The organism is Thiomicrorhabdus sediminis (assembly GCF_005885815.1).
GTDB classification, from domain to species: domain Bacteria; phylum Pseudomonadota; class Gammaproteobacteria; order Thiomicrospirales; family Thiomicrospiraceae; genus Thiomicrorhabdus; species Thiomicrorhabdus sediminis.
This window is the reverse complement of record NZ_CP040602.1, coordinates 1383347-1406572: the sequence shown is the minus strand read 5'-3', so window position 1 is coordinate 1406572 and position 23226 is coordinate 1383347. Positions and strand designations below refer to the sequence as shown.

Annotated in this window: 18 protein-coding genes; 15 read left to right on the top strand and 3 right to left on the bottom strand. The window is 45.8% G+C overall.

What is annotated here, in order from left to right:
* Nucleotides 1-96 precede the first annotated feature (96 nt).
* A complete protein-coding gene (locus FE785_RS06390; RefSeq protein ID WP_138564957.1) occupies nt 97-762 on the bottom strand; it encodes a nitroreductase in 666 nt (221 codons plus the stop codon).
* Between the two features lie 26 nt (nt 763-788).
* Nucleotides 789-1361, bottom strand: coding sequence for an RNA 2',3'-cyclic phosphodiesterase (gene thpR, locus FE785_RS06385; protein ID WP_138564956.1), 573 nt, complete (start codon nt 1359-1361; stop codon nt 789-791).
* Between the two features lie 548 nt (nt 1362-1909).
* Between thpR and acs the strand changes: the two genes are divergently transcribed.
* From acs to FE785_RS06310, 15 genes are all read left to right on the top strand, one after another.
* On the top strand, nt 1910-3856 hold the full coding sequence (gene acs, locus FE785_RS06380; RefSeq protein ID WP_138564955.1) for an acetate--CoA ligase: 1947 nt from the start codon (nt 1910-1912) through the stop codon (nt 3854-3856).
* Nucleotides 3857-4146: 290 nt separating this feature from the next.
* On the top strand, nt 4147-4365 hold the full coding sequence (locus FE785_RS06375; RefSeq protein ID WP_138564954.1) for a DUF485 domain-containing protein: 219 nt from the start codon (nt 4147-4149) through the stop codon (nt 4363-4365).
* Entirely contained in the window at nt 4365-5975 is a 1611-nt protein-coding gene (locus tag FE785_RS06370) for a sodium/solute symporter (RefSeq protein ID WP_138564953.1), read from the top strand. The genes FE785_RS06375 and FE785_RS06370 overlap by 1 nt, the downstream gene beginning before the upstream one ends.
* 113 nt (nt 5976-6088) lie before the next feature.
* A complete protein-coding gene (locus FE785_RS06365) occupies nt 6089-7951 on the top strand; it encodes a DUF294 nucleotidyltransferase-like domain-containing protein (RefSeq protein WP_138564952.1) in 1863 nt (620 codons plus the stop codon).
* Complete coding sequence (locus FE785_RS06360; protein WP_138564951.1) at nt 7951-8607, top strand: 3'-5' exonuclease; 657 nt, start codon at nt 7951-7953, stop codon at nt 8605-8607. Before FE785_RS06365 ends, FE785_RS06360 begins: the two co-directional genes overlap by 1 nt.
* Nucleotides 8608-8887: 280 nt before the next feature.
* Nucleotides 8888-9343 carry a ribosome maturation factor RimP gene (gene rimP / locus FE785_RS06355; RefSeq protein ID WP_138564950.1) on the top strand — a complete coding sequence of 152 codons (456 nt, stop codon included), beginning with the start codon at nt 8888-8890 and terminating at the stop codon, nt 9341-9343.
* Between the two features lie 44 nt (nt 9344-9387).
* Entirely contained in the window at nt 9388-10875 is a 1488-nt protein-coding gene (gene nusA / locus FE785_RS06350; RefSeq protein ID WP_138564949.1) for a transcription termination factor NusA, read from the top strand.
* A 17-nt stretch (nt 10876-10892) separates the two neighbouring features.
* Nucleotides 10893-13391 carry a translation initiation factor IF-2 gene (gene infB / locus FE785_RS06345; RefSeq protein WP_138564948.1) on the top strand — a complete coding sequence of 833 codons (2499 nt, stop codon included), beginning with the start codon at nt 10893-10895 and terminating at the stop codon, nt 13389-13391.
* 99 nt (nt 13392-13490) lie between these two features.
* Nucleotides 13491-13853, top strand: coding sequence for a 30S ribosome-binding factor RbfA (gene rbfA, locus FE785_RS06340; protein ID WP_138564947.1), 363 nt, complete (start codon nt 13491-13493; stop codon nt 13851-13853).
* A 13-nt stretch (nt 13854-13866) separates the two neighbouring features.
* Nucleotides 13867-14895, top strand: a complete 1029-nt coding sequence (gene truB / locus FE785_RS06335) for a tRNA pseudouridine(55) synthase TruB (RefSeq protein ID WP_238696224.1) — start codon at nt 13867-13869, stop codon at nt 14893-14895.
* Nucleotides 14895-15749, top strand: coding sequence for a methyltransferase domain-containing protein (locus FE785_RS06330; RefSeq protein ID WP_138564946.1), 855 nt, complete (start codon nt 14895-14897; stop codon nt 15747-15749). Before truB ends, FE785_RS06330 begins: the two co-directional genes overlap by 1 nt.
* Nucleotides 15750-15835: 86 nt before the next feature.
* Complete coding sequence (locus FE785_RS06325) at nt 15836-16327, top strand: Crp/Fnr family transcriptional regulator (protein ID WP_138564945.1); 492 nt, start codon at nt 15836-15838, stop codon at nt 16325-16327.
* A 127-nt stretch (nt 16328-16454) separates the two neighbouring features.
* Nucleotides 16455-16721 carry a 30S ribosomal protein S15 gene (gene rpsO, locus FE785_RS06320; RefSeq protein ID WP_138565813.1) on the top strand — a complete coding sequence of 89 codons (267 nt, stop codon included), beginning with the start codon at nt 16455-16457 and terminating at the stop codon, nt 16719-16721.
* 286 nt (nt 16722-17007) lie between these two features.
* A complete protein-coding gene (pnp, locus tag FE785_RS06315) occupies nt 17008-19098 on the top strand; it encodes a polyribonucleotide nucleotidyltransferase (RefSeq protein WP_138564944.1) in 2091 nt (696 codons plus the stop codon).
* A 137-nt stretch (nt 19099-19235) separates the two neighbouring features.
* Nucleotides 19236-22169 carry an insulinase family protein gene (locus FE785_RS06310; RefSeq protein ID WP_138564943.1) on the top strand — a complete coding sequence of 978 codons (2934 nt, stop codon included), beginning with the start codon at nt 19236-19238 and terminating at the stop codon, nt 22167-22169.
* Nucleotides 22170-22268: 99 nt separating this feature from the next.
* On the opposite strand, the gene FE785_RS06305 is transcribed toward FE785_RS06310, so the two are convergent.
* A complete protein-coding gene (locus tag FE785_RS06305; protein ID WP_138564942.1) occupies nt 22269-23177 on the bottom strand; it encodes a diguanylate cyclase domain-containing protein in 909 nt (302 codons plus the stop codon).
* Nucleotides 23178-23226 lie beyond the last annotated feature (49 nt).

Genomic DNA, 23226 nt, shown 5'->3' with positions numbered 1-23226 from the left:
ACCTCGATTTCATCAAATTTCTCGAATAAATTCAAACTGTGTGAGGCGATTGTTTTTCCTTAAAAAATAAAAAGAGAAGTTTAAGAGGTTTACTTTTTATTCGAAGAACTGACAAAACTCTTCCAATTCGACACGATCGGTTCGATAAGAGTTGACCGGATGTTCTTTATCTTCATAACCCAATGCCATGCCGCCTAAAAGATTCCAGTTCTCGGCAATCTCCAAGTGCGCTTTGACAATGCTTGGAAACTCTCCTAAAGCACCTTGTGGGCAAGTCGCTAGGCCTTGTTCTTCGGCGAGTAGCATAATGTTCTGTAAAAACATACCGTAATCCAGATAAGAGCCGGTCTCGAGTGATTTGTCGATAAAGAACAATAACATCACCGGGGCATCGAAAGCGCGATAGTTGGCTTCCCATTGCGTCAATCTACGCGCTTTATCTTCTCGTTGAATATTCAAGGCTTCATAAAGTTTGATACCGGTGGCGACACGACGTTTTTTGTAGAGCTCGGTCCAGGTTTGCGGGTAATAGTGATAATCCATGCTCTCGGTTTGTTTATTGCGAAACGCCTCGACCATTTTTTCGGACAGCTTTTGTTTGCTCTCACCGCTTAACACCGCTACCTGCCAAGGCTGAGTATTAACACCGGATGGCGCGTATTTGGCGGTATCGATAATCGTTTTAATGGTATCAATAGCAACGCTTTGTTCGGTAAAGGCGCGACAGGAGTGACGTTGTTTGATGGCTTGGCTAACATTCATGGATATAGGCCTAATGATTTTGTTGATTAATGGTTGTTTAAATAAATGCTTTTCAGTTCGGTGTAAATTGGCGCTGTTTGCGTCAGCTCACTTCGATAGAGGGTGATTGTATCGACTCTTAAGGCTAAATCAAATTGGCTTACTTGATTAAGCGCTGGCGGAATCAAAAAGTCTTTGCTACCGGCTTTAGTGTTTATTCGTCCCAGACTAATATGCGGACGAAAGCTTTTTTGGCTTGGTTGTAAACCGATGGTGGAGAGTTTGTCTGCGATTAATTTGGCGAGCCGGTTCAAGCGGGGATTGTTTTCAATTGTTGCAGTAATGGTATGCGGGGCGCTGTTATCGGGAAACAGCTCGATGCGCTTAATGCGAATCTCAAAGGCGGGAATGTTCTCTAGCCAGTTATCCATTGCTTGCGTGATTTGGTCGACTTTATCAGCCGTAACCTTGCTACCGATAAACTGTAAAGTCAGATGATAGTTGTCGGCGTTGAACCATTTGATATGGTGTGCCCAGGGTTGGGTTTGCAGTCGCAGGGAGCAATTATGCAAAGTGCCACGGGTGTTAGGGTCAATGGGTAGGGCAATAAAGCAACGCATAAAAAATCCTGAACTCTTTTTACTGATAATTAATTGGAAGTGCAGTGTTTTAGTCGTTTAAAGATTGTTTAAAGCTAGTTGAATCATGGGGTTAATGCAATAAATGATAACTTACTTATGGTCGAGATAAAGGCTAATCAACAAAAAGTTTGGCGGTTGGACTTAAAAAGTTTTCTTAGCGGATAAATTATTTTTGTTGAAAAGCCTTGAATTAACAGGGAGAAAGTCGCGGCTTGCTCTTTCAATTTAAATTTTCGATGGTAAACTTTGCACTAATTTCGCGTGAAGTTAAATTTTTGGCGAAAAAGCCAATTAATCACGCATTACAATTTGAAGTGATTCTCCAAGTCCTAAGTAGCTGGTCCGAGTATCCTAAATATAATTAGGAGACTTAGCACTGAGACGTTGAAGGATATAACGCTCGGCGCTAACAGAATAGTCGAGTGGTTATAATAGGGTATTCGGTGGTGTAACTTAGACTGCTACCAATCTCCTCTTTCGATATTTCTTGCTGGTCTCATATAAGAATAATTATTGCAGGAGACCCCATGTCTAATATTGAATCGATCTTAACCGAAACTCGTCTTTTTCAGCCAAATGAGAAAGTCAAACAGACGGTCGCGATAGATGAAGACACCTTAGCGGCAATGAGGGCCAAAGCTGAACAGGATAATGTTGGTTTTTGGTCGGATTTAGCTAAAGAAAAACTGTCTTGGACAAAACCTTTCACAGTCGGATTGGATGAATCCGAAGCTCCTTTTTTCAAATGGTTCACTGACGGTGAACTGAACGTCTCCTATAACTGTATCGATCGCCACTTGGCTACCAAGAGCGACAAGAACGCGATTATCTTCGAAGGTGATCAGGGCGGCGTGGAAACCTATACCTATAAAGAACTGCATGATCAGGTCTGCCGTTTTGCCAACACTTTGACAGCGCAGGGCGTTGAAAAAGGTGATCGCGTTGTCATCTATATGCCGATGATCCCGCAAGCCGTATTCGCTATGCAGGCTTGTGCGCGTATCGGTGCGATCCATTCGGTGGTGTTCGGTGGTTTTTCCGCTGAAGCCTTGCGTGACCGTATTGAAGATGCCGGTGCCAAAATGGTGATTACCGCTAACGCCAGTTTGCGTGGTGGTAAGACAATTCCTTTGAAGGACGCGGTTGATGAAGCTTTGGAAAAAGGCTGTGACCATGTTAAGAAGGTGATCGTTTATCGCCGTACCGATCTGGATGTGCCGATGCAAGAAGGCCGTGATATGGATTGGATGGAAGCCGAAGCCGGTATGAGCAACTACCATGATCCGGTTCCAGTCAATGCCGAACATCCATTGTTCCTACTTTATACATCCGGTTCTACCGGTAAACCAAAAGGTGTTCAGCACAGTTCCGGTGGTTATTTATTAAATGCCCATTTGACCAATGAATGGATGTTTGACCTGAAAGACGATGACGTTTTCTGGTGTACCGCCGATGTGGGCTGGATTACCGGTCACTCCTATGTTGCCTATGGTCCTCTGTCTGTGGGGGCGACAACTGTGATTTTCGAAGGTGTGCCGACCTATCCTGATGCAGGCCGTTTCTGGCAAGTCTGTGAAGACCATAATGTGACGGTTTTCTATACAGCGCCAACTGCGATTCGTGCTTTGATGAAATTCGGTGCCGATCTGCCGAACAAGTATGACCTGTCTAAATTGCGCTTGCTTGGTACGGTAGGGGAGCCAATCAACCCTGAAGCCTGGATGTGGTATCACGATGTTATCGGACGCGGTGAATGTCCGATTATCGATACTTGGTGGCAGACGGAAACCGGTGCTCATATGATTGCCCCTTTCCCGGTCACACCGTTAAAACCAGGTTCATGTACGCAGCCATTACCAGGTATCGATGCCGCTATTCTTGATGAAGAGGGCAATGAGCTGGGCCGTGGTGAAGGTGGTCTATTGGTTATCAAAAAACCATGGCCATCAATGATTCGTAACGTTTGGGGTCAGCCTGAACGTTATAAATCGACTTATTTCCCGTTGGAAAACGTGCCTTATTATGTGGTTGGCGATAGCGCTTACCAGGATGAGGACGGTTATTTCTGGATTCTAGGTCGTGTCGATGACGTATTGAACGTCTCCGGTCACCGTCTGGGAACCATGGAAATCGAGTCGGCACTTGTTGCCCATGAAAAGGTCGCGGAAGCGGCGGTAGTGGGTCGACCTCACGATGTGAAAGGTGAAGCGGTTGCAGCCTTTGTGGTATTGAATGTCGATATCCCAAAAGGCGCTGAACGTGATGCACTGATTCAAGAACTACGCAATTGGGTTGCCAAAGAGATTGGTCCGATTGCTAAACCGGATGATATCCGTTTCGGTACCAACTTGCCGAAAACGCGCTCCGGTAAAATCATGCGACGTCTGCTGAGAACTATCGCCAAAGGCGAAGAGATCACGCAAGACACTTCTACTTTAGAAGATCCATCCATTCTGGAACAATTTCAAAAGTAGGAGATTTCCTAATAGCTTGAGAGTAACGTCTTTAGCTGTCAAAAGAATGCAAGAATCTGCCTGTGCATACAGGCGGGTTTGAGCTGTTATATCCTAAATTGGTGGATTACGTAAATTTTCCGATGCCGGATATATCTATAGATTAAAAATACTTATTTTAACTACGTATTTTTAAAAGCCATAATTGTATGGTCTTTAAGTGCGTCCATTGGTTTTTGGGGTAATGCCCTGAAGGCTGATTGATGGACTTAATCACTATAAAAACAATTGTTTACGAGGAGAGGAGCTTTATGCAAAGTAAAGTGAAGTATGGAGCCATTTTATTGGCTATTTACACAGTCCTGTACTTTGGGGTTGCGCTGATGGTAAGTGCTAGCTTCAAAGATGTTGCAGCGGCTGATGTTGCTGGTCTTCCACTAGCAATCTGGGGAGGCCTGGTGGTGATTGTCACAGGTGTCATCATTACCCGTCTTTATCTGAAAAAGATGGATGAAGAGGAGTCTAACTAATGGAAAATTTGGTTGCATTGACCATTGTAGGTCTGGGTATTTTACTATCTGTCTACATCAGTTTTTATCACCGTCGTTCTACGGCTTCAACAGCTAACTATTATGTTGCTGGGGGCGGACTTTCGCCAAAAGTTAACGGTCTAGCTATGCTGGGTGACTATGCTTCTGCGGCAAGTTTCTTGGGTGTGGCCGGTGCGGTTGCGTTGTCTGGTGTAGATGGCTGGTGGCTTGCTATCGGTTTCTTCGCGGCTTGGATTGTGGTTTTGATTGCGATCTCCAGCCCGTTGAAAAACGTTGGTAAATTTACCGTTGCAGATGTACTGAATGCGCGTTTCGGTAATAACGCCAAGCAAATCCGTACTGTTGCCATGCTTTCAACATTAGTACTTTGTGTAATGTATCTTGTTCCTCAGATCGTTGGTGCCGGTCACCTGTTTGGTCTACTACTTGGATGGGATTACCTGCCGACTGTATTGGTAACAGGTTCTTTGATGGCGCTATTCGTAATCGTTGGTGGTATGAAAGGGACTTCTTATAACCAAGCGATTCAGGGCGCGATCCTTTTCGGTGCGATGCTGTTCTTATTGATATTCGGTATTATTCACCTATTCGGTGGTAACCCAGCGGGTGTTATCGAAGCGTCTGAGCACATGGTTCCAGCTAAATTGGCAGCAGCTAACCCAGCAGCAGTAGCGGCAGCGGCGGCAGCGTCTGATCCCGGTGCAGCGGTAGATGCAGTTCGTGCATTGATGCCAGAAGCGGCTTCTGCGGTAACTCCGGGTGTCGGTCTGCGTGACTTCGCTAACCAAGCGTCTCTGGTGCTTGCATTGTTCTTGGGTGTGTTGGGTCTTCCTCACATCCTGATCAAGTTCTATACCGTATCTAATGCGACTGAAGCTCGTAAATCAGCTGAAATCACTATCTGGGGTCTAGCGATCTTTTATGCAGCTATCTTCTTCGTAGGTCTGATCGCTATGTATGCGCTATACCCTGAGCTACTAAAAATGATTGCTGCGGGTGAAGTTGGTAAAGCGAAAAACATGACAATGCCTATGTTGGGTGACATGTTGGGTGGTCAGATCCTGATGGGTGTGATTGCAGCCGGTGCGATGGCAGCGATGCTTTCCACTTCTGCAGGTCTATTGATTTCTGCGACATCTTCGTTGGCGCACGACCTATATAAAGGTGTTATCAACCCTGATTCAACTGATGAGCAAGAACTTAAGTTCGCTAAAATGGGTGCTTTCTTCCTGGCAATCGTTGCTATCGCGATGTCTGTATGGTTGAAGTCTGAAAACGTAGCGATGCTTGTTGGTATGTGTTTCGGTATTGCCGCTTCTACTTTTGCTCCGGCTCTGGTATTTGCTGTATGGTGGAAGAAGCTAACTAGCCAAGCTGTTATCTGGGGTATGGCTGTTGGTCTTGTTCTATCTCTACTGTTCACATTCAGTAAGTTCTTCGGTGAAACAACAATGCTAGGACTAGACGTACTGGTTAACCCAGCACTTTATTCTGTTCCTGCTGCGGTATTGGTTACTGTTGTTGTCAGCTTGATGACAAGTGATCGTGGTGACACAGAAGAGTTCATGGCGAAAGCTCACGGAAAATAATCACTCGATTATTATCTGATGAAAAAGAGGGTGCTTCGGCACCCTTTTTTTTTTACCCTAACAAAATCGTTTCACGTTATGATTGGTCTATTGTTACGGACAAAGAGGTTAGGATGGCTCAAGCACAACAACGCGATTTTCTTTCCCAAATCACACCTTTTGACGAACTGCCGCAAGCCGATTTATACAAGCTGGCCGACAGCATGGATGTCAGCTATTTTCCTGAACATAGCAAAATTGATTTAACCTCTTCAGCGCATGGCGGTTATCTGTATATCATTATCAAAGGTAAGGTGGCCGAAATAAGGGATGGTGCGATTATTTCGCATTACAGTGTGCGCGGTTTTTTTGGTGATGCGGAGATTTTCGCCAAAGCCGATAAAAAGGTTTTTTATGAAGTGTTGGAAGAAACCATTGCCTATAAAATGCCTGCGGCCATTTTTTTAAAAAACCTTGAAGGCCATGCTAAGTTCAGCGGCTTCTTCAATACTTCGATTGTCGATAAACTTAATCGTGTTCACCAAACCATGCAAGCGGCAGCATCCACTGAAATGATGATGAATACGGTGTGCAATGCTCCGATTCAAAAGCACGTCAGTGTTAAGGAACAAGCCACGATTTTGCAGGTTTCGCAAAAAATGCTGGCGGTGCGTTCCGATGCCTGCTTGGTGGAATATGATGATGGTTCAGTGGGAATTGTCACCAATGCCGATATCCTACGTATGGTTGCCTGCGAACCCCATGGCTTGTTAACCGAACCCGGTGTGGTCGGTAAAATCGCTAATAAACCGGTGCATTCGGTGCATGAATTCGATTACCTGTTTAATGCGTTATTAAAAATGACCCGTTACCAAATCGACCGTTTGGTGGTGCGACGCGATGATGGCTTTGCCGGTTTTTTGCATCAGAAAGATTTAATGACGCTGTTTGCCAATCAGCCTGGCTTAGTATTGCTTAAGGTCGAGAAGGTCGAATCGATTGATGATTTGGTGGTCATCGGCCCACAGATTGACGAATTGATTAACAGTTTGAACCGTAAGGGTATTAAAACGCACTATATCGCCAAGCTGGTCAACGAGTTGCATCGCAAGATGATTCATAAACTGATTGAGATTTTACTGCCGCAAGTTTTGCAAGATGAGGTTTGTATTTTTGTCATGGGGAGTGAAGGCCGCTCCGAGCAGGTGATTCGCACCGACCAGGATAACGCCTTGGTTTACAGTGACGATTTGGCTGCAGATCAGTTGTCGTTGCTTGACCAATTTGCAGCCGATTTTACTGCGGCGATGCAGAAAATCGGTTTTCCGCCTTGTCCGGGCAATATCATGTTGTCTAACCCCGAATGGCGTATGAGTATCAGCGATTTTAAGCTCAAAGTCGAAAACTGGTTCAAGAACCCCTCGGACACCAATTTTATGTATGCAGCCATTTTGTTGGATGGTGAAGCGGTTTATGGGCAGCACGAGTGGTTAACCGAAATAAAGCAGACATTGCGACAAAAACAGGAAGACTATCCTGTTTTTTTACGCCATTTTGCCGTAGGCGCTTTGCAATTTAATACTCCGGTGGGTTTTTTTGGTGGCTTGCAGGCTGATAGCGGTAAAGATCGCGAACAGAATCTGATCGATATTAAAAAAGGCGGGATTTTCCCGATAGTCCATGGGGTACGTTGTTATGCGCTGGAAGCCGGGATTGAGCAGACCAATACCCATTGGCGCATCAAGGCATTGATGGATAGGGGGATTTTCAAGCAGGAGTTCGGTATCGAGCTTGGGGAAACCCTTAACTACCTGAATACCTTGCGTTTAGAGTCGATGTTGGCGCAGGTCGCAGAAGGTGTGGAAATTCCGGATAACAAAGTGCGCTTGGCGAGCTTGAATCATCGCCAGCAGGATATCCTTAAGCAAAGCTTTGCGGTGGTTGATGTCTTTAAAAAGCGCATTGTTCAGCACTTTAAGCTTGAGAGCATGATGTAATGTTCAACACGATCAAGTCCTGGTTAAATGAACGGCGCCTCAATCAACAAAAGGCCGCGCTAAAAGATGATGCCTACGCTTATCTGTTTGAACCGGCTCAAGCTGGGTGCTTTGTCTGCTTTGATTGCGAAACCACCGGTTTAGATCGCAATAATGACCGTATTATCACTTTAAGTGCGGTGAAAATCGTTGGCGATGAAATTCTTACCAGTCAAGGTTTGAATCTGGTGGTTAAACAAGAACAGGAAATTGCCGAGCAAAGCATTTTGGTGCATCAGATTCGTAATATCGATGTTGAGGATAGCAAGAGTGCTTATGCAACCGAGCAAGATGCGATCAAAGCGTTTTTGGCGTTTATTCGCGGTGCGACACTGGTGGGGTATTATTTGGAATTCGATGTCGCTATGGTCAATCGCGTGATTAAGCCTTGGCTCGGTATTGAGCTGCCCAACCCTAAAATAGAAGTGTCCGAGCTGTATTATTTATATGCCAGACGGGAGGCTAAGCGCAGCTGTATAGAACCGAATATCGATTTGCGTTTTGATAGCATTCTAAAGCATTTGCAGCTGCCGAATTTCGGCCAGCATGACGCCGCTAATGATGCGTTAATGACGGCGTTGATTTTTGTTAAACTGCAAAAGATGGGGTTAAGATAAACCTGTTTTCAGCAGAAAAGCGTGAATTTTATATTTTATTTAATCCTTGTTATTTTCTAAGTTATTAAAATATAATGTTTTTTGTTTGCGGTAAGGGTTGTCCTGCGCATGATAAGCCTTGACAAAACGGGAAAAGGCTTTACAATTTCCGCAGATTTTTTAAAAAGTTTTCTCAGGGATAGCTAAATCAAGTCATTTAGCTGTGGCCTGAATTTTTAAAAACCCCGTTTTTACGGGGTTTTTTGTTATTTAAACTTCGAATTATTGGTAGACAAATTCAGTGACAATTGAAGAAAAAATTCAAAATGCTTTACAGCCTACAGTAGAAGGCATGGGCTTTGTTTGGTGGGGTATGGAGTATCTTCCGGCAGGTAGACATACGTTATTGCGTATTTTTATCGAAAAAGAAGACGGCACCATTAACTCGGATGAGACCTATGCTGTATGTAAACAAATCAGTGCTGTATTGGATGTTGAAGACATTATTAGCAGTGAATTCCGTTTGGAAGTGTCTTCACCGGGGATGGACCGTTTATTGTTCACTCCGGAACAGTTCGAACGCTACCAAGGTTCGGAAGTTCAAGTTCGCAGTAGCATTGCGGTACTAGGTCGTAAACGTTTCAAAGGCATTATGACTCAGGTGACCGAAAGCGGTATAGAGTTAGAAGTCGACGGTGAAATCTATCCAATAGAATTTGACCTGATCGAAAAGGCCAATGTGGTACCGAAATTTTAAAAGAATATTTGCACAAAATAACTAGATTTTAGAGTGAGACTGAAATGAGCAAAGAAGTATTAGCTGTTGTAGAGATTATGGCAAACGAAAAGGGTGTCGATGAAGAGATTATCTTTGACGCGATTGAAACAGCCCTTGCAACTGCGACACGCAGAAGCCATGACGATGAACTTGACGCTCGTGTCGTCATTGACCGTCACACAGGTGATTACGAGACTTTCCGTCGTTGGGAAGTTATCGAAGACGATACAGCGATCGAAGACAACGTTGGCTGGTACATCCGTGAAATGGATGCGGTGGATATCGATCCAAATATCGAAGTAGGTCAATATATCGAAGAACCGATGGAATCGATTGATTTCGGTCGTATCGGTGCTCAGACGGCCAAGCAGGTTATTATCCAGAAGGTTCGTGAAGCCGAGCGCAAGAAGGTTGTTGAAATTTACGAGAAGCGCGTAGGCGAAATCCTAACCGGTCAGGTGAAACGTGTTGACCGTGGTGATGTGATTTTGGATATGGGCGATAACGTTGATGCGATTATCCCCCGTAACCAACTTGTTGGTCGTGAGACATTCCGCATCGGCGATCGCGTCCGTGCTTATCTGCAGAACGTAGAATTCCGTCCACGTGGCCCTCAGCTGTTTATGTCACGTTCTTGTAATGAAATGCTTATAGAATTGTTCAAGATCGAAGTGCCTGAGATCAGTGATGATTTGATCGATATTATGAGTGCGGCGCGTGATGTCGGTTTCCGTTCGAAAATTGCGGTGCGTGCCAACGATCCTCGACTAGATCCAATCGGTGCTTGCGTCGGTATGCGTGGTGGTCGTGTTCAGGCCGTTACCAATGAATTGTCTGGTGAACGTATCGATATTATCCTTTGGGATGTGAACGATGCGCAGTTCGTCATCAATGCGATGGCGCCTGCTGAAGTGACGCAGATCATGGTTGATGAAGATAAGCACACCATGGATTTGGCGGTCGAAGACGAACAGCTATCTCAGGCGATCGGTAAAAACGGTCAGAACATCCGTTTGGCATCGGAACTGACCGGTTGGGAACTGAATGTGATGACTCAGTCGGAAATGGCTGAAAAACATGAAACCGAATCTCAGGATCAGATCAATGTTTTCACCAACGCTTTGGATATTGATGAAGACTTCGCTAGCGTATTGGTTGCCGAAGGTTTCACAACCATTGAAGAAGTGGCTTATGTTCCGGCAGCGGAAATGTTGGAAATCGACGGTTTCGATGAAGACTTGGTCACTGAATTGAAGCAGCGTGCCAAAGACGCCTTGTTGACTCAAGCGATTGCCGAAGAAGAAAAGGCCGCGATGGCTGAGCCGGCAGAAGACTTGTTGGCATTAGAAGGTATGACCCCGGAAATGGCTAAGCAGTTAGCTAAAAACGGTGTGATTACTCAAGAAGACCTGGCTGAGCTAGGCACAGATGAATTATTAGAATACGTAGAGATGGATGAAGCGGCTGCTGGAGAATTGATTCTTAAAGCGCGTGCACCATGGTTTGAATAACAATAAAAGGAAGAGTAATGGCCGAAGTATCAATAAAAAAATTTGCAGAGACTCTCAACCTTTCTGTTGAAAAACTGGTTTCACAGCTGGACGCATCAGGTATCAAAGGTAAGAAAGAAAGCGATTCTTTATCTGAAGAAGAAAAGCGTACACTTTTAAGCTACCTTAAAGGTTTGCACGGTGAAAAGGCAGAGGACACGCCTAAGAAGGTGACTTTACGCCGTAAGCAGACTTTGAATCTATCAGCAGGTTCAGGTAGCGGTAAGCGAACCGTTAATGTTGAAGTACGTAAGAAGCGTACTTACGTGAAAAAGCCTGAAGTGGCGGAAGAAGTTGTTGAAGAAACACCGGTAGAAGAAGTAGCCGTTGAAGAAACGGTTGTCGAAACACCGGTTGTTGAACAAGCGGTTGTTGCTGCAACCGAAGATAAAGCTTTTGCTGCAAAGACAGATAGCAAAGACGCTAAAAAAGACGGCAAGGTCGATAGCAAGGACATCGTTGATGTTGCGCCGAAGGCCCCGAAAGAAGATCATTCGAATGCCTCCAAAAAGGCAAAAGATAAGAAACATCATGAAACCCGCAAGGTAAATGATGGCAATGACGGCCCACCAAAAGGCGGTCATAAAAAAGCTGCTGGCAAGGGCAAAGGACGTAGTATTGTTGATGACAACCGTACTCCTAAAATGCGTCGTGGCGGTAATAAGAAATTTGCCAAGCAAGCTGAAAACCAGCACGGTTTCCAACAGCCTACCGAAGCGGTTGTTCGCGAAGTTAAGGTTCCTGAAAGCATTACCTTGTCTTCACTTGCAGAAAAAATGGCGGTTAAAGCCGGTGAAGTTATCAAGTTTATGATGATGGAGCTTGGTACTATGGCGACCATCAACCAAGTGCTTGACCAGGAAACGGCGATGTTAATTGTTGAAGAGATGGGGCATAAGCCGGTCGCTTTCAACGAAGTCACGGTCGAAGACGAAGTGGTTAACCAGGAATACGACGGTGAAACGGTTAAGCGTTCGCCAATCGTTACCATTATGGGTCACGTTGACCACGGTAAGACCTCGTTGCTTGACTATATCCGTAAAGCTAAGGTTGCTCACGGTGAAGCCGGTGGGATTACCCAGCATATCGGTGCCTACCATGTCGATACCGATATGGGTGGTGTTACCTTTATCGATACTCCGGGTCACGCCGCGTTTACCGCCATGCGTGCACGTGGTGCCGAAATCACTGACGTGGTGGTTATCGTAGTTGCCGCCGATGACGGTGTAATGCCGCAGACCAAAGAAGCGATCCAGCATGCTAGAGCTTCGGGTGTCGGTATTGTGGTTGCCGTTAACAAAATGGATAAAGAGACCGCGAATATGGATCGCGTTATGCAAGAACTGGTTGCCGAAGAGGTGGTTCCAGAAGCATGGGGTGGTGATGTCCAGTTCGTTCCGGTATCGGCGAAAACCGGTATGGGTATCGATGAACTATTGGATGCGATCTCTCTACAGGCGGAAATTCTTGAACTAGAAGCGCCGGTTGAAGGTCATGCTAAAGGTGTCGTGGTTGAATCGCGTCTTGATAAGGGTCGTGGTGCGGTCGCAACGGTACTGGTTCAGTCGGGTACCTTGCGCAAAGGCGATATCGTGCTTTGTGGTATGGAATACGGTCGTGTTCGAGCCTTGATCGGTGATTCGGGTGAAAACGTTGAATCAGCAGGTCCATCTATTCCGGTAGAGTTGTTGGGTCTATCTGGTGTGCCGGTTGCCGGTGATGAGATGATCACCGTTGAGAACGAGCGTAAAGCGCGTGAAGCGGCTTCATTCCGTCAAGGTAAGTTCAAAGAATTGAAAATTGCCCGTCAACAGAAGCAGAAGCTTGAGAACATGTTCAACAAGATGGCCGAAGGCGATATTCAGAACGTTAACATCATTCTGAAAGCGGACGTACAAGGTTCTATCGAAGCGATTGCTGATGCGTTAACGAAACTGTCTACCGATGAAGTACGTGTAAACGTAATCTCATCTGGTGTGGGTGGAATCACTGAGACCGATGCTAACTTGGCGTTAGCGTCTGAAGCCTTGATTTTCGGTTTCAACGTTCGTGCCGATGCCTCTGCCAAGCGCATTATCGATAACGAAGGTATCCTGTTGAAGTACTACAGCATCATCTACGAGATCGTTGATGAAGTGAAACGTGCGATTGAAGGTCGTATGGCTCCTGAAGTTCAAGAGCGCATTGTTGGTGTGGCTGACGTTCGTGACGTCTTTAAGGCGCCTAAGATCGGCTTGATTGCCGGTTGTATGGTCACCGAAGGTCTTGTTAAGCGTAGCAACCCTATCCGTGTATTACGTGATAACGTGGTCATCTACGAAGGTGTGCTTGAGTCACTTCGCCGCTTTAAAGACGATGTCAACGAAGTACAGAAAGGTATCGAGTGTGGTATCGGGGTTAAGGACTACAACGATGTTAAGGTTGGAGACCAGATCGAGTGTTACGAGCGCGTTGAAGTTAAGCGTACATTGGATTAATTAACCTTTGAACACTAGCGAACCCGTTTATGGGTTTGTTCCAGCCCCTTGATTGCCAAACAATCAATGGGGCTTTTTTGATTTAAGAGAAGTAAATTTATGAGTAATCAAAGTGTCAGTCGCCCAACTCGCGTGGCGCAAGAGATTCGCCGTACCATTGCCGAATTGTTGGTGCATGAATCGAAAGACCCGCGTTTTAAAAAAATGAGTATTACCGATTGTAAAATCAGTAAGGATTTAAGTATCGCTAAAATCCATTTTGCATTGATGGGGCATAAAAAAGACGATCCGGAGGTGCAGGAAACTTTGGCCGCTTTGCAGAAAGCACAAGGCTTTTTCCGTTCCGAAATCGGCAACCGTTTACGTTTGCGCATTGTGCCGCAGATTCGTTTCTATTATGACGAAGTGCCGGAGAATGCTCAGTATATTGAAGATTTGATTAATAAGGCGCTGAAATCCTAATTCGCAATTGATTATGATTGAATCTGAAAATATGAACTCTGAACAGCATCAGAACGGCTCTGATGAGCCGGTCTCGGCTGTGGCGACAAAGCCGACCAAAAAAGCCAAGCAAATGCCTAGACGCCGTAAGCCGCGCCGTCACGTTAACGGTATCGTATTGCTAAACAAGCCGGCAGGCGTTTCTTCCAACGGCATTCTGCAGCAGGTGATTCGTGCTTTTAACGCCAATAAAGGCGGGCATACCGGGGCACTGGATCCGTTTGCCACCGGCTTATTGCCAATTTGCTTGGGTGAGGCCACCAAGGTTTCCAGTTTGTTGTTGGACTCCAATAAACGCTATACCGCCACCTTAAAACTGGGCGAGCGTAGCGATACTGGTGATACCGAAGGTGAAATTGTTGAAACCTTGGCGGTTCCGCAGTTAAGCAAGCCATTGATTGAACAAGCCTTGGCAAAATTCCTCGGCGATATTGAACAGATTCCTCCGATGTATTCGGCACTCAAGTATCAGGGTAAACCGCTTTATTATTATGCCCGCAAGGGAATTGAAATTGAGCGACCACCTCGCGCCATTCATATCTATCAGTTGGCATTGGTTGAATTCAGCGCCGATCAGATCGTGTTTGATGTGCAGTGCTCGAAAGGCACTTATGTGCGTACTTTGGGTGAGGATATCGCCAAAGCATTGGGTACGGTCGGTCACTTAACCGCGCTACACCGTACCCAAACCGGTACCATTAGTGGTGACCAGATGCTCAGTCTGGAGCAGATTGAAGAGCAGTTGGATAATTGTTTACAGCCGATCGATATCGCCATAAGTCATTTGCAGCGTATCGATTTAAATGCCGAGCAAGCCAATCTGGTTCGTCATGGTGGTAAATTGGCATTGCCGCAACCGAAGACCGATTTGGTGCGTTTTTATTTTGATGATGTCTGTATTGCCGTCGGTGAGTGGATGCATGATAAACACGTGCTCAAACCAAAGCGCGTATTTAACCTTGATACTGCTGCAGCACAGGCCTCTGGGGCGGAAAACCATTGATGAGAGTATTTGATAAAGCCGACGGCATTTTGGATTTACGTTCTCGTGCCGATTTTATCGCCGGGCATATTAAAAATTCGACCTGGTTGGCGTGGAACGATTTAGCGCAAAGCCTGAATGCATTACCGGCACCACCGGCAAGTTTGTATCTGGTTGGCAGCAAAGACGAAATCGAAGCGGCGAGCATTTTACTCGATAGTAAAAACTATCAGGTTATCGGCTCGATGGTATTGGATTCTGCCGCTGCCATCGAGCAGTGGATGCAGAGCATGCCGGATGCCTTTGAACCGGGCAAGCAGAGCAGGACTTTATGGCAACCCTGTCCGTTGGTGAAAGATCTGGTGGAGATGCTGGAGCAGCAAGTCATACAGTTGCCTCTGCAACCTTCGCAGCGCGCGCAGGTTTTGGATATCGGCTGCGGTGGTGGACGCGATGCCATTTTTCTGGCTAAACAGCGTATGAATGTACTGGCTATCGATCATGAGCAGAAGGTGCTTAAACGCGCCAAACAATTGGCAACGCAGTCCGGTGCCAGTGTTAAGTTCAAATGTTGTGATGTCAAAAAAGACAACTGCCTGCCTGTAGAGGGCAGCGATATTATATTGATGATTCGTTTCCTTAATCGTGAACTGTTTGGCTATATACAGAGTCACGTGAAGCCTGGCGGCATAGTGTTGGTGCAGACATTTGTCGAAGGCGTTGAAGCTTTCGGCTCACCGAAAAACCCTAACTTCATTTTGCAAAAAAATGAATTGGCAAAAGTTTTTGCAGGCTATGAAATAATTGTTGATAGAATAGAAACATTGGCGGACGGGCGTCCGGTCGCCAGTTTTATAGCGCGTAAGCCATTATAAAAACATCACTGCGGCGCTAAATTCGAAATTGAATGGATATTTATTGAAGAGAACACGCAATCCGGCGTGCGATGAGGAGAATACTAATGATTAACATGTCAGCTGAAGAGTTGTTAACATTTTTTAAAGAGCATAACATTTGTGAGTCTTTGACTATTGGTGAAGTAGAAAAGCTGACACATTATCTGTTAGAGAAGAGTTATGAAGATGGTGAGGTTATTTCCGATGCAGGTGAAATCGGTGATTTCCTGGCCTATGTTATCGAAGGCAAGGTGAAGTTGACCAGTAATGACGGTCAAGACACTACCGAAGTCGGTAAACAGTCCGAAGGGACATTGGTTGGAGAAATGTCTTTCTTTGACCGCAAGCCGCGTAACTTACGCTTAACCGCCGGTAAGAAAGGGGTTAAATGTTTGTTGTTGACTCGTCCTATGTATGACCGTCTAAAAGTTGAAGAACCTTTTATTGCGGTAAATATTCTGGAAAACGCGATTGTTAGCCTAGATAACCTTGTGCGCCACATGGGTGATGATATTTCAGCACTTGGCCACTATATGCATGGTTTTGGCAAACACTGATTATTTAACGAAAAACAAGATAAACGCTTGTATTTGATTGCTAAATCAGTAAAATGCACAAATTCATTTCTATCATCGGCTGTGGAAATGGATTTTGATTAAGGCCGATCCAATGGAGATTAAGATAATGTTTGACGCTAAACAAAAAGCTGAAATCGTTGCAGAATACGCAACTTGCGAAAATGACACTGGCTCACCTGAAGTTCAGGTAGCTCTATTAACTGCTCGTATCAAGCACTTGACTGAGCACTTCAAGAGCCACAAACAAGATAACCACTCTCGTACTGGTCTTCTTCGTTTGGTTAGCCGTCGTCGTAAGTTACTAGATTATCTTCACCGTAAAGACGGTCAGAGATACCTAGATCTTATCAAGCGCCTAGGTCTACGTAAGTAATCCAAGTGCTTTCCAAAAGAAACCCTGCCTGGCAGGGTTTTTTTTTGCCTGAATTTTAGATAAAAACCCATCTATTAGTTTTAATTGCTCAGTAATTCAGAGTAGAATGGATGCTCGTTTATAAAGCAAAAAGTTGGCTTTAACCGTTTAGCCTGAATCCCTAAGTAGCAAGCGATTCGATAAGAATTATGGAGCCGGTCGAAGGCTATTTAGGGATTCAGGTTTCAGACAGCATAAGACTTTATAAATCCGTTTGAAATCAAAATGCTATGACAGAGGAAGATCAATGGCTAAATTTACAAAGACGTTTCAGTATGGCAAACACACGGTTACTTTAGAAACCGGTGAAATCGCACGTCAGGCCGACGGTGCCGTAATGATTGGAATGGGTAATACCCGTTTATTGGTGACCGCGGTTGCTGCCAAATCGGCTAAAGAAGGTCAGGACTTCTTTCCTCTAACAGTTAACTACCAGGAAAAAGCCTATGCGGCCGGTAAGATTCCGGGAGGCTTTTTAAAGCGTGAAGGTCGTCCATCAGAAAAAGAGACGCTGACATCACGTTTGATCGACCGTCCGATTCGTCCTTTGTTTCCAAAAGGTTTTTTGAATGAAGTGCAAATTATCGCCACCGTGGTTGCGCTGGACCCGGAAGTGGGTACCGAAGTGGCGGCGATGCTGGGTACTTCTGCGGCATTGGCGATTTCCGGGATTCCGTTCAATGGGCCAATCGGAGCCGCGATTGTCGGTTTCAGCGACGGTGAATATCTGTTGAACCCAAGTCCTGAAGAACTTGAGATGTCCGATTTGGAGCTGTCGGTTGCCGGTACTAAAGATGCAGTGTTGATGGTTGAATCGGAAGCGGCAGAGCTTTCAGAGTCTGAAATGCTAGGTGCGGTAATGTTCGGTCACCAGCAGATGCAGGCGGCAATCCAAGCGATTGAAGAGTTTGCAAGCGATGCCGGTAAGCCTACTTGGGATTGGCAGCCTGCTGCGGAAAATACCGAACTTAAAGATGCGGTATTCGGCTTGATTCGTTCTGATGTGGAAGCGGCTTATAGCATTGCTGACAAAATGGATCGTTATGCGGCTTTGGATGCCGCCAAGCAAAAGGCGATTGAATCGCTAGCCGTAAGCGAAACCAATGCGGACGGCTTTGATGCAAAAGACATTGAAGGCATGTTCGGTAAGCTGCAAAAAGATATCGTGCGTGGCCGTATTATTGCCGGTGAACCTCGTATCGACGGTCGTGATACCAAGACAGTTCGTGCCATCAACTGTCAGGTAGGTGTCTTGCCGGAAGTTCACGGCTCGGCATTGTTCACTCGTGGTGAAACTCAGGCATTGGTGGTCACCACTCTGGGTACCGAGCGTGATGCGAAAATCGTTGATGAATTAACCGGTGCTTATCATGACCGTTTTATGCTGCACTATAATTTCCCTCCGTTCTCGGTAGGTGAGTGCGGTCGTACCGGTAGCCCGGGGCGTCGTGAAATCGGTCACGGTATGCTGGCACGTCGTGGTGTGGCGGCACTGTTGCCGACTGACGAAGAATTCCCATACACAATCCGCGTGGTTTCTGAAATCACCGAGTCTAACGGTTCCAGTTCTATGGCATCGGTTTGTGGTACCTCTATGTCGTTAATGCACGCCGGTGTACCTGTTGCCGCTCCTGCAGCCGGTATTGCCATGGGGCTGATCAAAGAAGAATCCGGTTTTGCGGTATTGTCGGATATCCTGGGTGATGAAGATCACTTGGGTGATATGGACTTTAAGGTTGCCGGTACCGATGAAGGGATCACTGCTCTACAGATGGATATCAAAATCACCGGTATTACCGAAGAGATTATGAGTATTGCTCTGGAGCAGGCTAAAGAAGGCCGTTTGCATATTTTGGCAGAAATGGCCAAGGCTATTTCGGCACCGAATGAATCGGTAGCCGGGACTGCACCACGTTTCTTCACCATTAAGGTTAAACCGGAGAAAGTACGCGAAATCATCGGTAAGGGGGGTTCGACTATTCGTGCTTTAACCGAAGAAACCGGTTGTGTGATTGAAATCGATGACGACGGCAATGTTAAGATTGCGGCAACTGACGATGCTTCGGCTGAAGCGGCGAAAGCGCGAATTGCCGAGATTACCGCTGAACCGGAAATCGGTACAACCTATGATGCGGTAGTTAAGAAAATCGTCGATTTCGGTGCTTTTGTTGCCTATATGCCGGGTCGTGAAGGTTTGGTTCACGTTTCGCAAATCGCTGAAGAGCGTGTTGAAGATGTTAACCAGTACTTGAAAGAAGGACAGGCAATTCGCGTCAAGCTGATCGATGTCGATAAGCAGGGCCGTGTCAAACTATCTATGGTTGAAGCGGATAAATAAGCTTTAATCTTGAATTTGAAGATTGAGTCATTATTTGACACTACAACTCCTATAAAGGCCATTTTATAATGGCCTTTTTTTTCGGTATGAACAGCCTTAGGTTTATGCCAAAACAGATCAAAACAAACTGAGTCATTATGAGTAAGCTTTCGACAAACTGTCATCCTGCCTTTGAATTCAAAGGTTCTCACGCCATTGAATCATTGAATTTAACGGTAGAGCATTTTGAACATAAGACAACCGGAGCGGCACACTACCATCTGGCGGCGGACGATCCACAGAATGTATTTCTGGTCGCCTTGCGCACTGTGCCGATGGATTCGACCGGAGTAGCCCACATTCTAGAGCACACCACCTTGTGTGGCAGTGAAAAATACCCGGTTCGTGATCCGTTTTTTATGATGATCCGCCGTTCATTGAATACCTTTATGAATGCGTTTACTTCCAGTGATTGGACCGCTTATCCGTTTGCGACCGAAAACCGTAAAGATTTCCAGAATCTGCTTGAAGTCTATATGGATGCAGTATTTTTCCCGAATTTGGACCCGTTGGATTTCGCACAGGAAGGACATCGTTTCGAGTTTGAGGATATGACTGATGCGAATTCGCCATTGACCTATAAGGGTGTGGTGTTCAATGAGATGAAAGGGGCGATGAGTTCGCCGATTGCGACACTTTGGCAGAATTTCTCGGCGGAGCTTTATCCGACCAATACCTACCATTACAACAGCGGCGGTGATCCGAAGGATATTCCTGATCTGAGCTACCAGCAGCTGGTCGATTTCCATAAAAATCACTATCACCCGTCAAATGCGGTATTCATGACCTATGGTGATATTTCCGCGCTCGAGCACCAAACCCAGTTTGAAGAGCTCGCCTTGGCGCGTTTTCAGGATAAGGTTGAGCAGGTTCATGTCGGTTTGGAGCAACGCTATAGCGAGCCGAAAAAAATCAATGGTGTTTATGCGCTGGATGAAGAAGATACCACGGCAAAGACCCATATTGTTTTGGGGTGGCTTTTGGGTGAAAACCAGGATCCATTGAATGTATTGCGCGGTCACCTACTATCTGCGGTACTGCTTGATAACAGCGCTTCACCTTTACGCAAGGTTCTGGAAGATACCGAATTGGCGGATGCGCCATCACCACTTTGCGGCTTTGAGGAATCCAATAAAGAGATGGCTTTTGTGGTCGGTGTGCAGGGTTCGGAAGTCGAGCATGCCGATGCCGTTGAGCAGATGATTCTCAGTGAATTGCAGCGCATTGCCGATAAGGGTGTCGAGCAGTCGCAGGTCGAAGCGATGTTGCATCAATTGGAACTGTCGCAACGAGAGGTAGGCGGTGATAGCTACCCTTATGGCTTGCAGTTGATCTTACATTCCCTTGGTGGTGCTTTGCATGATGGTGACCCGATTGCGTTATTGGATACCGATAGCGCTTTGAAACACCTGGAAGATGAAGTCCAATCGGCCGACTTCGTTCCTAATCTGATTAAAAAGCTGTTGCTTGATAACCCGCATCGTGTACGTTATGTGATGTCACCGGATACCGAGCTGGCGGATAACAATGAAGCCGCAGAAAAAGCCAAGCTTGAGCAGATTCAAGCTCGGTTGAGCGATGATGAGAAACAAGCCATTATTGATCAGGCGGTTGCTTTGGAGCAACGTCAAGCGCAGCATGATGACCCGAGTATTTTGCCGGAAGTCACCAAGGATGATATTCCAACCACTATCAAGCATTATGATGCCGAGCCGGTTAAGGTTGGCGATATGCCGGTCAGCAGTTACCAGTGCGGTACCAACGGTTTGACCTACCAGCAGTTGATTATCGATTTACCGGCACTCAGCGACAGTGAACAGGCGGTTATGCCGCTGTTCAACGCTTGTTTGACCGAGGTCGGTAGCGGTGATCGCGATTATATGCAGACACAATCGCATCAAGCGGCAGTGACCGGTGGGTTGTCGGCGCGTTCCAGCATTCATAGCAAAGTGGGTGATAAAAATGGCTGTCACAGTCATTTTATGTTGTCCTCGAAGGCTTTGCATCGCAATCAACAGGCGATGACCGAGTTAATGGATGAAACTTTGAAATCTCCTCGGTTTGATGAAACACAGCGTCTGAAAGACCTGTTATCGCAAATTCGTTCTTCAATCGATCATGGTATTACCGGTAACGGTCACGGCCATGCGATGATGGCGGCGTTGCAGAACTATACTCCGGCTGCAAGTTGGAAATTTGCCCGTAGCGGTTTTGCCGGCATCAAAACAATCAAGCAATTGCATGAGTCGCTCAAAGAAAACGCCACGGCAATGGATGAGTTGACTGCCAATTTAACCTCGATTCAAGGCAAAATCAGCCAAGCCAATAAGCAAGGGCTTTTGATCAGTGATGAAGCAGGAATGCCAACGGCACTCGAATCACTAAACCGTGTTTGGGGCAATGAAGCGGCAGCAGATGCTAATCAATCCGCGTTTAGTTTTGCGGCTAATCAGCAAGCGGTCAAGCAAGCTTGGGTTACCAGTACTCAGGTTAACTTCTGTGCCATGGCTTTTCCTGCGGTTATGTCGGATCACCCAGATGCGCCAAAACTGGCGGTACTGGGTGCGTGTTTACGAAACGGTTTCTTGCACTCGGCAATTCGTGAAAAGGGTGGTGCCTACGGTGGCGGTGCGGCTTATAACGCTGAAGCCAGCGGCTTTGTCTTCTACTCGTATCGCGACCCCCGTTTAATGGAAACCTATAGTGATTTTGCTCGCGCTAAAGAATGGTTGATGGGCAGTGATGCCACGCAAGCCAAAGTGGATGAAGCGATTCTCAACGTGATCAGTGCCATGGATAAACCGGGTTCTCCGGCAGGTGAGATGCAAAAAGCGTTTTTCCAGCAGCTATATGGCAGAAGCTTGGATATTCGTATGGCTTATCGTCAAGGCGTGATTTCAACGACAATTGATGAATTGCGTGAACTCGCGGAACGCTATTTCGATGAGAGTAAAGCCTCTTATGCCGTTTTGACCAATAATGCCATGGTCGATATGGTTAAAGATAATGGCTTTGAAGTGTTTACACTGTAATTCTTAATTCGCCTTGAAAATAAAAAGCCAGTAAGATTTTCTCACTGGCTTTTTTATTTTCGGGTTGTGTTTTTTGCGCGATTTTTTGTAATTTCAGGCCTATCTGCGTTTGCGTTGCTTTTTCTCTTCATACATTCGGCTATCGGCAACGTCTAGGATTTGATTGTAGGAGCGTGCCTCATTAGCTCCGTTAAAGAGTTCGTATCCTATACTGGCACTGATCGAGATAGGATTTCCGTCGATCAGATAAGGTTCATCAATGATTTGCTGCAGTTTTTGTTTAAACCCTATTACGGCGTTATTGGCGGAGTCGAAATCTTTACCGATATCTTCTATCAAGATGACAAACTCGTCTCCGCCCAAGCGGGCAACGGTATCGATGTCTCTGACTTCGCTAACCAGTCTATTGGCGATTTCCACCAGCAGATCGTCACCGATCTGGTGGCCGTGTTGGTCATTGATCTCTTTGAAGCCATCCAAATCCAAATAACATAAAGCGGCAAAAGTATTGTGACGTCGACTTCTGTTATAGGCTTGTTCGAGCTGAGTAAACAATTGTCTGCGGTTGGCCAGATTAGTCAGGTGATCGGTAATTGCAAGTTGACGAACCTGCTCCTCAAGTTGTTTTTGTTTGGTGATATCTGTCGAGATACCGAGCAGGGCGATTATTTCGGTTTTGTCATCATTGTATATTGGCGTTTTCACTTCCAGATAGTGACGTTTACCCAAATCCGGGTAATCAATAACAATCTCTTCTTCGGAGCTGTGGCCTGCTAAGACTTTTAAATCGATCTGCCTAAGCTTGTTAACGGTTTCCGTTGGAAAAAAATCTTTATCGCGAAACCCCACAACCTCTTCGTTGATTATTCCAAAAAGTTCCTGAGTCAATTGATTGGCATAGAGATAAACAGAGTCTTTATCTTTTATATAGACATAGGCTTGCACATTATCCAATGCCAAGCGCAGTTGCTTAATATTGACAATGTCTTCTTGTTTGGAGTTCTTCAATAGGTTTATCTCAACTTTGACGGTAACTACTAATATACAAAGAGTTGCG